Source organism: Vibrio sp. R12-SW3-ISO1 (assembly GCF_059834005.1).
Genome location: NZ_JCBDGK010000023.1, coordinates 23,193 through 36,994 on the forward strand (window position 1 = coordinate 23,193; position 13,802 = coordinate 36,994).

General features: G+C 49.3%; 13 protein-coding genes. 5 read left to right on the plus strand and 8 right to left on the minus strand.

Translation table 11 applies throughout. The annotated features are described in order from the left end of the window. Positions 1-116 precede the first annotated feature (116 nt). From yidC to AC6R0R_RS07685, 7 genes are all read right to left on the minus strand, one after another. Positions 117-1,736, minus strand: coding sequence for a membrane protein insertase YidC (yidC, locus tag AC6R0R_RS07655; protein WP_500626273.1), 1,620 nt, complete (start codon positions 1,734-1,736; stop codon positions 117-119). 2 nt (positions 1,737-1,738) lie between these two features. Next, complete coding sequence (gene yidD, locus AC6R0R_RS07660; RefSeq protein ID WP_334555529.1) at positions 1,739-1,996, minus strand: membrane protein insertion efficiency factor YidD; 258 nt, start codon at positions 1,994-1,996, stop codon at positions 1,739-1,741. Continuing rightward, positions 1,963-2,286: a ribonuclease P protein component gene (gene rnpA, locus AC6R0R_RS07665; RefSeq protein ID WP_334555528.1), complete on the minus strand. Its 324-nt coding sequence runs from the start codon at positions 2,284-2,286 to the stop codon at positions 1,963-1,965. The genes yidD and rnpA overlap by 34 nt, the downstream gene beginning before the upstream one ends. 42 nt (positions 2,287-2,328) lie before the next feature. After that, the gene (gene rpmH, locus AC6R0R_RS07670; protein ID WP_005378825.1) at positions 2,329-2,463 is read right to left on the minus strand and encodes a 50S ribosomal protein L34; all 135 of its coding nucleotides are present in this window, start codon (positions 2,461-2,463) and stop codon (positions 2,329-2,331) included. A 257-nt stretch (positions 2,464-2,720) separates the two neighbouring features. Beyond that, positions 2,721-3,458 (minus strand): amino acid ABC transporter ATP-binding protein, encoded by a 738-nt coding sequence (locus tag AC6R0R_RS07675; protein WP_487902959.1) that lies wholly within the window; start codon positions 3,456-3,458, stop codon positions 2,721-2,723. Then, positions 3,455-4,126, minus strand: coding sequence for an amino acid ABC transporter permease (locus AC6R0R_RS07680; RefSeq protein WP_334555526.1), 672 nt, complete (start codon positions 4,124-4,126; stop codon positions 3,455-3,457). Before AC6R0R_RS07680 ends, AC6R0R_RS07675 begins: the two co-directional genes overlap by 4 nt. A 103-nt stretch (positions 4,127-4,229) precedes the next feature. Further along, entirely contained in the window at positions 4,230-4,976 is a 747-nt protein-coding gene (locus AC6R0R_RS07685; protein WP_487902960.1) for an amino acid ABC transporter substrate-binding protein, read from the minus strand. 420 nt (positions 4,977-5,396) lie between these two features. Here AC6R0R_RS07685 and dnaA point away from each other — a divergent pair, with 420 nt between their 5' ends. From dnaA to AC6R0R_RS07710, 5 genes are all read left to right on the plus strand, one after another. Next, positions 5,397-6,803 (plus strand): chromosomal replication initiator protein DnaA, encoded by a 1,407-nt coding sequence (gene dnaA / locus AC6R0R_RS07690; protein ID WP_500626274.1) that lies wholly within the window; start codon positions 5,397-5,399, stop codon positions 6,801-6,803. Between the two features lie 108 nt (positions 6,804-6,911). Beyond that, positions 6,912-8,012: a DNA polymerase III subunit beta gene (gene dnaN / locus AC6R0R_RS07695; protein ID WP_500626275.1), complete on the plus strand. Its 1,101-nt coding sequence runs from the start codon at positions 6,912-6,914 to the stop codon at positions 8,010-8,012. A 1-nt stretch (position 8,013) separates the two neighbouring features. Continuing rightward, a complete protein-coding gene (gene recF / locus AC6R0R_RS07700) occupies positions 8,014-9,096 on the plus strand; it encodes a DNA replication/repair protein RecF (protein WP_334555522.1) in 1,083 nt (360 codons plus the stop codon). 13 nt (positions 9,097-9,109) lie between these two features. Then, positions 9,110-11,527 (plus strand): DNA topoisomerase (ATP-hydrolyzing) subunit B, encoded by a 2,418-nt coding sequence (gene gyrB / locus AC6R0R_RS07705; protein WP_487902963.1) that lies wholly within the window; start codon positions 9,110-9,112, stop codon positions 11,525-11,527. 436 nt (positions 11,528-11,963) lie between these two features. After that, the gene (locus AC6R0R_RS07710) at positions 11,964-12,401 is read left to right on the plus strand and encodes an Hsp20 family protein (protein WP_487902974.1); all 438 of its coding nucleotides are present in this window, start codon (positions 11,964-11,966) and stop codon (positions 12,399-12,401) included. A 101-nt stretch (positions 12,402-12,502) separates the two neighbouring features. Here the strand turns inward: AC6R0R_RS07710 and AC6R0R_RS07715 are convergent, their stop codons facing one another. Further along, positions 12,503-13,753 (minus strand): valine--pyruvate transaminase, encoded by a 1,251-nt coding sequence (locus AC6R0R_RS07715; RefSeq protein WP_500626276.1) that lies wholly within the window; start codon positions 13,751-13,753, stop codon positions 12,503-12,505. Between the last annotated feature and the right edge of the window lie 49 nt (positions 13,754-13,802).

Genomic DNA, 13,802 nt, shown 5'->3' on the forward strand with positions numbered 1-13,802 from the left:
GTCAATAAACAGCGAATTAGGCGCTGAATCTGTATGGCGCAATGGTCGTCAGCAAATTGTAAACAGCGCAAAACAAAAAGGCGACCTTTTGGCCGCCTTTTGATGATGCTTAGCTGTTACTTCGAATGTAAGCCTTTTTTCTCCAGCGCCTTGTAAATGAGCGTTTGCTGGATAAGTGTTACCACGTTCGAAACCAACCAGTAAAGTACTAGACCAGACGGGAAGAACAGGAAGAAGAAGGTAAACATCACCGGCATAAAGGTCATGATCTTCTGCTGCATTGGGTCTGTCACTGTGGTTGGGCTCATCTTCTGGATGAGGAACATCGACGCACCCATCAGTAGCGGCAAGATGTAGTATGGGTCTTGCGCAGAGAGGTCGTGAATCCAACCGAAGAACGGCGAGTGACGAAGCTCGACCGATTCCATCAATGCCCAGTAGAGAGCGATGAAGATCGGCATCTGGAGAATAAGCGGTAGACAGCCACCCAGTGGGTTCACTTTCTCTTTCTTATACAGCTCCATCATCTCTTGGCTCATGCGCTGACGGTCATCACCGATACGCTCACGCATCGCTTGCAGCTTAGGCTGAAGCATACGCATTTTCGCCATTGAGGTGTATTGGGCTTTGGTCAGTGGGTACATGGCACCACGGACAATGAACGTGAGGATCATGATAGAGACACCCCAGTTCACCGCAAAGCTCTGAATGAAAGAGAGCAAAGTGTGCAGTGGCTTAGCGATGAACCATAGCCAACCGTAATCGACCACCAAGTCTAGGTTAGGTGCCGTTTCTGCCATTGCGTCTTGCAGTTTTGGACCCACCCACAGCGTGGCGTTGAATTGTGCAGACTCACCATCAGCGATGGTTTTGTTTGGCATGCGAACGCCGATGTCGCCCATGTTACCAATTACACGCGTGTAGAGGTTGGTGCCAGGCTCATTGCGTGGGATCCATGCACTCGCAAAGTAGTGTTGGATCATCGCCGCCCAACCTTGACCATTCGGTAAGGTGATCGACAGATTACGGCTTTGCATATCATCGAAGCTGTACTTTTTGTAACGAGTGTCGTCACTGGAGTACGCACCGCCACGGTAAGTTGGCATAGTGATGCTGCCACCATCGTCCATCAGGTTTTGACGAAGATGCGCGTACATACCAAAGGTCGCGTTGTTGCCTGATAGGTTGCGAACATCAAATTCGACATCCACTGCGTAGCTGTCACGCTTTAGGATGTAGGTTTTGGTGTATTCAAGACCGTTGGCCGCGTACGTCATTGGAATGCGTAGCTCATCTTGACCTTCTGCCAAGGTAAAGCTGTCGGCATCAACGGCGTATTGCGGACGATTCGAGCTGCTTAGGTCAATGCCCTGTGGGCCAACAAGGCCACTTTGAGCGATGAACTGGTGGCCCGCTTCGTTTTTGAGAAGAACGAATGGATCGGTGGAATCAAGTTCAGCGGAGTACTGGTTTAGGTCTGCATGAACCACATCACCACCTACCGTATCAATGGTTAACGTCAAAACGTCAGTGGTTACGGTGATGGTTTTTGCTGAAGCTTGTTGTGACGGTGCGGGATCAAGCTCATCTGCAAAAGATGGTGCAGGTAAAGTACTGCTTGATTGTGCCTGCTCAACCGGCTGCGGTGCTGGGTTCTTTGCGACTTGCCATTGTTGGAACAAGAGGAAAGAAACCAGTGCTAGCGCGATTAACAGGATATTACGTTGAGAATCCATCGTTATTTATCTCTGTCTTGTGTTTGGGCTGGTGGAACGGGGTCATAGCCACCTTCATTCAAAGGGTGGCATTTTAATAGACGTTTGCTTGATAACCAACACCCTTTTACAAAACCGTGAGCTTTCAACGCTTCAATGGCATAGGTAGAACAGGTTGGAGTAAAACGACAGCGCGGCCCAATAAGAGGACTAATCAGGCCTTGATAGAGACGGACCAGCCCGATGGCTAGCCACGTGAAGGGCGAGACAGACGCTGCCATAATTTATCAAACAGGGCGAAAATTTCATCATTGCTGAGATCTTGCGCGCTTTTCTTGGCAATAACAACAAAATCTTTATTAGGAAGTTGGTGTTGTTTGTTACGAAAACTTTCGCGAGCAAGGCGTTTAAAGCGATTACGGCCAACGGCAGTTTTGATTTGCTTTTTAGGTACCGCTAGTCCCAGTCTTGGATGGGAAAGGGTATTGTTACGGGCAATGATGGTGAAATGAGGTGAGCCAGCTCGGTGAGCTTGCTGGAAGACATTTTGATAATGCTCGGGAGTTAACAAACGTAACTCCCGATTGAACGCGTACGTATTCAAAATAAAAAATTATTTTGACAGGCGCGCACGGCCTTTAGCACGACGTGCATTAATTACTTTACGACCGTTCTTAGTTGCCATGCGAGCACGGAAGCCGTGAGTACGCTTGCGCTTTAGAACTGTAGGTTGAAAAGTGCGTTTCATGATAATTACCTTTACTGATCAGTAGTTTTAGGTCGATGTTAACCCGGCGTGGGTCAAAGCGTCTTCTTTATTAAGATAAGGAGGACAAACCGACGCCTCTCAACAAAGAGGCGGAATTGTAATCACTGTCACATTAAGAGTCAATGATGAAATTCCGCGCCGGGGGATTATACGTAGTGTGAGCAAAATCTCAAGGATCAAAGGATCCTTATCGGCGATCCTTGTCGGTGTTTACCGGTGATCCCTTTCAGTGATAGTTACTCAGCGCCTACCTGTCTTAAGAACTTCTTCAGCCTTGGATCTTGTGGGTGATTGAAGAGTTCATCTGGCGATCCCTGCTCAACAATATGGCCTTCAGCCATAAAGATCACGCGATCCGCCACTTCTTTTGCAAACTGCATTTCATGAGTGACCACCAGCATGGTTTGGTGCTTAGTGGCGAGATCTTTCATCAATTGCAATACCTCACCTACCCATTCTGGGTCTAAGGCTGAGGTGGGTTCATCAAACAGCAGCAGTTCCGGTTGCAGCGCCATCGCTCGGCCAATGCCGACCCGTTGCTGCTGACCACCAGAGAGGGCTGCTGGGTAGCTGTCGCCTTTGTCACTAAGGCCGATGTCGTCTAGGATTTGCTGCGCGCGAGCCAGCGCTTGCTCTTTTTTCCAGCCACGCACGGTAATCAGCCCTTCGGCAATGTTTTGTCTGGCGGTCATATGGGCAAACAGCGCGTAGTTTTGAAACACAAAGCCGGTTTTGCGCCTTAGGGCTAACACGTCCGATTTGGTGTGTTTGGCACTGTCGACCGTGACATCATCAATGGTGATGGTGCCTTGATCGGCATTCTCAAGGAAGTTCACACAGCGAAGCAGCGTCGATTTACCGGTACCACTTGAGCCGATGATCACGATGATTTCACCCTGTTTGATGCTGAGATCAATCCCTTTGAGTACTTCGCTGTCACCAAAGCGCTTATGAATATTGGTCAATGTAATCATCGTACGTACGCCTTATTGAGTTTCGCTTCTGCCCAAATCTGCACGCGGGTCAAAATGACCACCACGCCCCAGTAAATCAGCGCAACCGCCAAAAACGCTTCGAAAAAACGAAAACTGGATGACGCTTCCATCTGCGCTTTGGCCATGATCTCGGCCACGCCAAGGGTAAAAGCAAGCGAGGTCGATTTGATCATGTCGATAAAGTAGTTCATCAGCGATGGCAGCGCTACGCGCGTTGCTTGCGGCAAAATAATGCGGCGCATGGCTTGAGGAGTGGTCATACCGACCGACAAGCTCGCCTCCATTTGGCTGCGATCGATGCCGATGATGGCGGCGCGAATGCTCTCTGCCATATAGGCGGCAAAGTGGAGCGTTAAGCCAATCACTGCGGCGCTAAAGGCATCGAGTCCCACCAATAAAGGAAAAATTTGTGGCAGGCCATAATAAAGAAGAAACAGCTGCACCAACAGCGGCGTACCACGGAAGAAGCTGATATAGAGCTGACTCAACTGATCGAGCACTGGGACGCGAAATACGCGAATATTGGCCAATATCACGGCTAAAATTAGTGAAAACACCAAACCCCAAGTGGCCATTTCCATGGTGGTGCCAAGGTACTTGAGCAGTATTGGCATCAGGTTGAGCATGTAATTAAAGTCGAATCCCATTACGTATCCCAATGACTAAGGCGAGAAAAACAAAACCCACTGCAAGCAAGAGAGCAGTGGGTTTTTTCGTCAATCCGAAACGGATTTATGGAGGCGGAGCCGATTACTGAGTAATGTCAGCGCCAAACCACTTTTGAGAAATTTGCTCTAGTGTACCGTCAGCACGCATTTCTGCCAGTGCTTTGTTCACTTCTGCTTGCAGTTTTTGGCCGTTCTCATTGTTCACGAATGGCCATGCGTTTTGAATGGTTTCAAACGGCTGACCGGCTAATTGTAGTGGTAGGCCCGTTTTTTTGATTAGCTCAAGTGCAGAGAGACGGTCCATAACAAACGCATCCGCGCGGCCTAGTGCCACATCGTGTTCGATACCTGTGTCGTAGGTTTTGATGTTGATTTTTCCGTCTTTGTCGTAGCTGCGTAGCAGTTGCTCAAAGTTTGAACCTAAGTTCACCGCAACGGTTTTACCTGCGAGATCTTCCACGCTTTGGATGTCGTCGTTGCCTTTACGTACGGTGATTTGCGCGCCATCTACGACGTATGGGTCAGCAAACAGGTATTTCGCTTGGCGCGCTTCTGTCATGGTGATCTGGTTTGAGATGGTGTCGATGCGGCCCGTTTCTAACAGACCAAACAGACCTGAGAAGTTGGCGGTCACGTACTCTACTTGGTAGTCGTTACGTTTGCCAATCTCATCCCACAGATCCACTTCAAAGCCTTGCAGTTTGTCTTGCTCAACGAAGGTGAACGGGAAGTAACGGCCAGACATACCCACTTTGACCTCAGTCGCAGCTTGAACGGTGGCAGCAGAAAGTGCGATAACGGCAACAGCCGCTTTAATCCAGTTTTTCATTTTACAACTCCTAAAATTTATAGGGAGAAATACTACTGTCATCCTTGTCATTTAGATAAATAACAAGTTGCCATAATCTAGATGGATGCGGAATAAGATTATAGCTGTGGATAATCATTGTCGCTCTATTGATGGGTTTGGGGCGACTTCTGGCGCCGAGATCCGCAAGATATGATCGCTGTGAAACTATTCATTCACAGAGTTATCACCAGATCGACGATCCTGCGATCATTGCGCCATTGTGGATCAATGTGTGGGTAAAAATGGGGCAGGGTGTGATGATCTCACCAATAATGGCAGAAATATTGTGAATAACTTCGATCTTATTCACTGGATCCTCGATCAATCGCTGGCGATCTCGGTTATCAACAGGTAAAATTGCCAGTCTTTTCCGATCATAGAATTACGAGTGAGGGCATCGTGTCATCTTCGCTTTGGTTGCAATGTTTGCAACAGCTTCAAGAAGAGCTTCCAGCAACTGAATTCAGCATGTGGGTCCGTCCTTTACAAGCTGAGCTCAACGACAATACTCTCACTTTATTTGCGCCCAACCGTTTTGTCCTTGATTGGGTTCGCGATAAATACCTCAACAGCATCACCCGTCTTTTGCAGGAATATTGTGGCAACGATATTCCTCATTTACGTTTTGAGGTGGGCAGTCGCCCTGTGCAAGCGCAGGCACCTGCACCCAAACGCACCCCGGCCGATGTGGCGGCGGAATCGTCAGCCCCGGCACAATTGCAGGCGCGTAAGCCTGTGCATAAAACCTGGGATGATGACCCGCAAGCGATGGCAGACATCAACCACCGCTCTAATGTGAACCCCAAGCATAAGTTCAACAACTTTGTTGAAGGTAAATCGAACCAATTGGGCTTGGCGGCGGCACGTCAGGTGTCGGACAACCCAGGCGCGGCGTACAACCCGCTCTTTCTGTACGGCGGTACCGGTTTGGGTAAAACCCACTTGCTGCACGCCGTGGGCAATGCGATTGTTGACAACAAGCCCAACGCGAAAGTGGTTTACATGCACTCAGAGCGTTTTGTGCAAGACATGGTGAAAGCGCTGCAAAACAACGCGATTGAAGAGTTCAAACGTTACTACCGCAGTGTGGATGCCCTCTTGATCGATGACATTCAGTTTTTTGCTAACAAAGAGCGTTCACAAGAAGAGTTCTTCCATACCTTCAACGCCTTGCTTGAGGGCAATCAGCAGATCATCTTGACCTCAGATCGCTACCCGAAAGAGATCAACGGCGTAGAAGATCGCCTGAAATCCCGCTTCGGTTGGGGATTGACGGTCGCCATTGAGCCACCTGAGCTTGAAACGCGCGTCGCCATCTTGATGAAAAAAGCGGAAGATCACCAAATCCATCTGGCCGATGAAGTGGCGTTCTTTATTGCTAAGCGTCTGCGCTCCAACGTTCGTGAGCTAGAAGGGGCGCTCAATCGCGTGATTGCGAACGCCAACTTCACGGGTCGTCCTATTACGATCGATTTTGTGCGTGAAGCCCTGCGTGATCTGCTTGCCTTGCAAGAAAAGCTGGTCACCATCGACAACATTCAAAAAACGGTCGCGGAATACTACAAAATCAAAGTGGCGGATCTGCTCTCTAAGCGCCGCTCTCGTTCAGTTGCGCGACCTCGTCAATTGGCGATGGCGCTGGCTAAAGAGCTGACCAACCACAGCTTGCCAGAAATTGGCGATGCCTTTGGTGGCCGCGATCATACGACCGTACTGCATGCGTGTCGTAAGATTGAACAACTGCGTGAAGAGAGTCACGATATTAAAGAGGATTACTCCAACTTAATCCGTACTCTTTCTTCGTAAATCGCGCTATTCTAACGGTTTATATTCATGGCCAAGGTAGGGCTCAATCCCTTATCGTGGCCATGTTTGTTCTCTTCGCCAACAACAAGATTTCTTTAAGAGCGTGCTATGAAATTTTCCATTCAACGTAGTCATCTGCTGAAACCACTGCAGCAAGTCTCAGGGGCGTTAGGTGGCCGTGCCACTCTACCTATCCTTGGTAACTTATTGATCAAAGTAGTGGATAACCAACTGACGTTGACGGCGACGGATTTAGAAGTCGAGCTGGTCAGCCGTGTGCAGCTTGAAGGTGAATTTGAAGCGGGCAGCGTGACTGTCCCGTCGCGTAAGTTTCTTGATATTTGCCGTGGACTGCCTGATGACGCGGTGATCACCTTTGTTTTAGAGGGCGATCGCGTGCAACTGCGCTCTGGTCGTAGTCGTTTCTCTCTCTCTACACTGCCAGCCAGCGATTTTCCAAATATTGAAGATTGGCAGAGTGAAGTCGAACTCTCCCTGACGCAAAGTGAACTGCGTGGGCTAGTAGAAAAAACGCAGTTTTCGATGGCGAACCAAGACGTGCGTTACTACCTCAATGGCATGTTGTTTGAGATTGAAGACACCACGCTGCGCAGCGTGGCCACCGATGGTCACCGTATGGCGGTCGCGCAAACTCCGCTGGTCGGTGAGTTTGCCAAAAAGCAGATCATCGTGCCGCGTAAAGGGGTGCTGGAATTAGTTAAGTTGCTGGATGCGCCAGAGCAACCTGTGGTGTTGCAAATTGGTAGCTCAAACCTGCGCGCTGAGGTCAACAATTATGTCTTTACCTCTAAGCTGGTGGACGGTCGTTTCCCTGACTACCGCCGCGTGATGCCACAAAGCACCACCAAAACATTGGAAGCGGGCTGCGATGAGCTGCGCCAAGCGTTCTCGCGTGCGGCGATCCTCTCGAATGAGAAGTTTCGTGGCGTGCGCGTTAACCTCGATGGCAGCGAAATGCGCATTACCGCCAACAACCCAGAGCAAGAAGAAGCGGAAGAGATGCTCGATGTTCACTTTGACGGCGAGCCGATTGAGATTGGCTTTAACGTCAGCTATGTGCTGGATGTGCTTAATACGCTGCGCTGCGAGACCGTGAGAGTCTCGATGTCTGATGCCAACGCCAGTGCGTTAATTGAGAACAGCGTCGATGACAGTGCCATGTACGTGGTGATGCCGATCCGACTCTAGCATGCCGCTCTCTCGTCTTGTTATTAAGCAGTTTCGCAATATCAAAGCCTGTGATATCTCGTTATCATCAGGCTTTAACTTTCTTATTGGCCCGAACGGCAGCGGGAAAACCAGTGTCCTGGAAGCCATCTATTTGCTGGGCCACGGTCGGTCGTTCAAAAGCAGTTTGACCGGGCGAGTGATTCAAAATGACCATGATGAGCTGTTTGTTCACGGTCGTTTTTTGAACTCGGATCAATTTGAGCTACCCATTGGCATTAATAAGCAGCGTGATGGCTCAACAGAGGTTAAAATAGGCGGTCAATCTGGGCAAAAGTTAGCCCAGTTGGCGCAAGTGTTACCACTGCAACTGATTCATCCTGAAGGGTTTGATCTGTTGACCGATGGGCCGAAACATCGCCGTGCATTTATTGATTGGGGCGTATTTCATACCGAATCGGCCTTTTATGATGCATGGGGGCGTTTTAAGCGCCTAAACAAACAGCGCAACGCACTGCTGAAAACGGCGCGTAGCTATCGAGAGCTCAGTTATTGGGATCAAGAGATGGCGACACTGGCGGAAAACATCAGTCGTTGGCGTGGTGAGTACGTTGAGCAATTGACGCACAAAGCCGAAGAGATATGCCGGGCATTTTTGCCTGAGTTTGATATCTCGCTCAAGTACTATCGTGGTTGGGACAAAGAGACGCCATACCAAGCGATTCTCGAGAGCCACTTTGAGCGCGACCAGGCGCTGGGTTACACCTTCAGTGGCCCAAACAAGGCGGATTTACGCATTAAGGTAAATGGTACGCCAGTGGAAGATGTCCTGTCTCGGGGTCAGTTAAAGTTGATGGTGTGCGCGCTACGCGTCGCACAAGGCCAACATCTGACTGAGATGACGGGCAAGCAATGCATCTACTTGATAGATGACTTTGCCTCTGAATTAGACAGTCAACGTCGCAAGCGTCTTGCCGATTGCTTGAAACAGACGGGGGCTCAAGTTTTTGTCAGCTCTATTACTGAAAGCCAAATCAGCGACATGCGTGATGAAAATGGCAGGATGTTCCATGTGGAACATGGCACAATAGAGCAAAATATATAGCGGAAGATAACTCATGGCTGAAAATTACGATTCATCGAGTATTAAAGTACTAAAGGGTCTGGATGCGGTTCGTAAGCGTCCGGGTATGTACATCGGCGACACGGATGATGGCACCGGTCTGCACCACATGGTCTTTGAGGTGGTAGATAACTCAATTGATGAAGCGTTGGCGGGTCACTGTAAAGACATCGTGGTGACCATTCATGAGGATAACTCTGTCTCTGTCAACGATGATGGCCGTGGTATCCCAACAGAGCTTCACCCGGAAGAGAAAGTCTCGGCGGCAGAAGTGATCATGACCGTGCTTCACGCAGGCGGTAAATTTGATGACAACTCGTACAAAGTATCGGGTGGTCTGCACGGTGTGGGCGTGTCGGTGGTGAACGCGTTGTCTAAGAAAGTGACGCTGACAATCCATCGCGGTGGCAAAATTCACACTCAAACTTATCACCATGGTGAACCTCAAGCGCCACTGGCTGTGATTGGTGAGACAGAAAAAACGGGCACAGAAATTCGTTTTTGGCCGAGTGAAGAGACGTTCTCTAACACTGAGTTCCATTACGACATTCTTGCAAAGCGTTTGCGTGAGCTCTCTTTCCTAAACTCTGGTGTTTCGATCAAGTTACGTGATGAGCGTGAAGAAGACAAACAAGATCACTTCATGTACGAAGGGGGTATTCAAGCCTTTGTCGATCACTTGAACACCAACAAAACTCCAATTATTGAGAAAGTATTCCATTTCAACTCAGAACGTGAAGATGGCATCGCAGTCGAAGTGGCGATGCAGTGGAATGATGGTTACCAAGAGAATATCTTCTGTTTCACCAACAATATTCCACAGCGTGATGGTGGTACTCACCTTGCCGGTTTCCGTGCGGCATTGACGCGTACCTTGAACTCGTTCATGGACAAAGAAGGCTTCTCGAAGAAAGCGAAAACCGCAACGTCTGGTGATGATGCGCGTGAAGGTCTCACCGCGGTTATCTCGGTGAAAGTACCTGATCCAAAATTCTCAAGCCAAACCAAAGACAAGCTGGTTTCTTCTGAAGTGAAATCTGCGGTTGAGTCTGCCATGGGCGAGAAACTGTCAGAGTTCCTTGTTGAGCATCCAACAGAAGCAAAAATCGTTTGTACCAAGATCATTGATGCAGCACGTGCTCGTGATGCGGCGCGTAAAGCACGTGAGATGACTCGCCGTAAAGGCGCCCTAGACCTTGCTGGTCTGCCAGGTAAATTGGCGGACTGTCAGGAAAAAGATCCAGCACTGTCTGAACTCTACATAGTGGAGGGTGACTCGGCAGGCGGCTCCGCAAAACAAGGCCGTAACCGTAAGAACCAAGCGATTCTTCCTCTGAAAGGTAAAATCCTGAACGTAGAGAAAGCGCGTTTCGACAAGATGCTCTCTTCTCAAGAGGTGGCGACACTGATCACTGCGCTTGGCTGTGGTATCGGTCGTGACGAATACAACCCAGACAAACTGCGTTACCACAACATCATCATCATGACCGATGCGGACGTCGATGGTTCGCACATCCGTACGCTACTGTTGACCTTCTTCTACCGTCAAATGCCTGAGCTGATTGAGCGTGGTTACGTCTACATCGCTCAGCCACCGCTGTACAAAGTGAAGAAGGGTAAGCAAGAGCAGTACATCAAAGATGAAGAAGCGATGAACCAGTACCAAGTCTCTTTGGCCCTAGACAACGCAGCGCTGCACGTCAACGCGGACGCGCCAGCATTGGCGGGTGAATCTCTAGAGAAGCTGGTTCAGCAATACAATGCTGGCATCAAGCTGGTGGATCGCATGAGCCGCCGTTACCCGCACGCCTTGATTCATGAGTTGATTTACGTGCCACGTTTGACCGCAGAGCAGTGTCATGACGCTGCTGTGGTAGAGGCTTGGACCAAGACTTTGGTTGAGCAGTTGAACGCTAAAGAAGTGGGCGCAAGTCAGTACCAATATGAAGTAGAGCAGCATGCTGAGCTCGGCTTGAACTTGCCGAAAATCATCGTGCGCACACATGGCGTAAGACACGAATACGCACTGAGCGTCGATTTGATCAACTCGAAAGAGTTTGCCAAGTTGGGCGAGCTTTCTGAAGCGCTGAATGGCCTTATTGAAGAGGGCGCGTACATCAAACGTGGTGAACGCACTCAGCCTGTGAGCAGCTTTGTGGAAGCGCTAGAGTGGCTGATCAAAGAGTCTCGCCGCGGATTGAGCACACAGCGATACAAAGGTCTGGGTGAGATGAACCCGGATCAACTTTGGGAAACCACCATGGACCCAGAAACGCGTCGTATGATGCAAGTGACCATCGAAGATGCGGTTGGCGCTGATCAGCTCTTCACGACATTGATGGGTGATCAGGTTGAGCCTCGTCGTCACTTTATCGAAGAGAACGCGTTGAAAGTAGCGAACTTGGATGTGTAAAGTTCCTAGTTTCTAGAAGCGAGTTCCTAGAATTTGAAAAAGCGCAGATCGAACGATCTGCGCTTTTTTATTGGTTTCTATTTTCCATTTCAATCCAATACATTGTCCCACTCTAGGAACTAGGAACTAGAAACTTTTTTACTCTCTCCTCTTGAAACCATTTTGGCCGATCCCTATATCTATTGTTGAAAAGGGAAGCTGTCTTGCTCCGATGAGAAGAAACAGGCCTTCTGGACTCGCTGAAGAGGTATCGCTCCTATGAGGATGGCCTTAACAGCACACGTTAACACTGAGTTTGTTGCTATGTCCTACGTGCTGGCCCTATAGAGGCAGCCAGAGGAATAGTGAACGAATCCCTTAGTCGCTAGGGGTCGAGTTAATCATCGTCCCTACACAGTCACGACTAAGACTATTGCTTAATCAAGAGGATAGTATGATGAGAACTGTAGATTTCACTCCTTTATACCGCAACGCGATTGGTTTTGACCGTCTTCTTAATATGATGGAAGCCAACAGCACGAAAAACAGCTCCGGCGGTTACCCTCCGTATAACATCGAACAGAAAGATGAAAACCACTACCGTATTACCATGGCAGTGGCAGGCTTTGCCGAAGAGCAGCTTGAACTGACGCAAAAAGAGAACACCTTGATTGTGAAAGGTGAGCGTAAAGAGGAAGAGGGTAAGAACTATATTTACCAAGGCATTGCTGAGCGTGATTTTGAGCGCAAGTTCCAATTGGCCGACTATGTGAAAGTCACCGGCGCGAGTATGGAAAATGGCTTGCTGCACGTTGATCTTGAGCGTGAAATTCCTGAAGCGATGCAACCGCGTAAAATTGCCATCAACTCAAGCCAGTTGCTGGAAAACAAATAAGCGAGCCTGTGCGCCGCTATGCTGCGGATCTAAAATGCGGGTATAAATAGTGAAAGAGCGCCAATCGGCGCTCTTTTTTATGCTTGGTAATGTTAGGGCGATTAGCCCTGCTGGTAGGCTTTTTGCACTTCTTCCGCGATGATTTGGATGCCTTTTTGCATCATCTCGTCGTCTTGTACATAGTTCATTCGCAGGCACTGGTGCGCATGTTCCCACTCATCTTCTTGGCCGATAAAGAAGTACTCACCCGGAACAATCAACACCCCGCGTGCTTTCAAACGTTGGTAGAGTTCCATGGTGGTGATAGGCAGTGCATCAAACCAGAGCCAGAGGAAAATCGCCCCTTCTGGCTTGTGAATACGAAAGCGCGGATCGGTAATCGCCTCTTGCAGCAGTTCGACCGCACGCTGAGATTTCTGCTGATAAAACGGCTTGATGACCTCTTCACTCAAGCGCAGAAGATCGCCTTTTTCAATCATATGGTGAGCCAGCGCCGGCCCTACACTGCCTGGCGCTAGGCTGATAATGCCATTCATGTTGGTGAGCGCTTGTGTGATGGCTTCATTGGCAATCACAATCCCACAGCGCACGCCAGGCAAGCCTAACTTGGACAAACTCATGCAGAGAATGGTGTTCTCATTCCAAAAGGGCGTCACCTCCTCAAAAATGATGTTGGGGAAGGGCACGCCGTAGGCGTTGTCGATGATGAGCGGAATGTGGTTGTCGCGCGCGAGTTTATCGAGCTTGATGATCTCCTCATCGGTCAGCACATTGCCCGTCGGGTTGGTCGGGCGAGACGCGCAGATCGCCGCAATCGAGTCATCGATCTTTAGTTGCTCAAAATCGACGTGGTATTTGAACATGCGATTGTCGAGTTTCTCAATTTCCGGGTGGTAAGAGACAAAAATATCCTCATCAATGCCCGCATCCCCATAGCCAATGTACTCAGGCGCTAACGGCAGCAGAATCTTTTTGTGTGAGCCATCGGGCTGCGTGCCTGCCAGCAAATTAAACAGGTAAAAAAAGCCGCTTTGACTGCCATTGGTTAAGCTGATGTTCTTCTCACTGACTTCCCAGCCATAGGTCTCTTTGAGCAGGGCGGCGAGCGCTTTGACGAAGGCATCTTTGCCTTGTGGGCCATCATAATTGGCGAGCGCTTGAATCCACTCGCCGCTGGTCAGCATCTCTTGGCTGGCTTGGTGAAAGTAATCAATCATGGCGGGAATGGCCGCAGGGTTACCGCCACCGAGCATGATGGCGCCGGGTGTGCGTAGACCATCATTGAGGTCGTCCATTAATTGGGTAATGCCGGAATATTGATTGAATTTTTCACCAAACTTTGAGAACTGCATGACTCACTAACCTTGATCTGATTATTGCTTTACTGAATGGGTGTGCTGA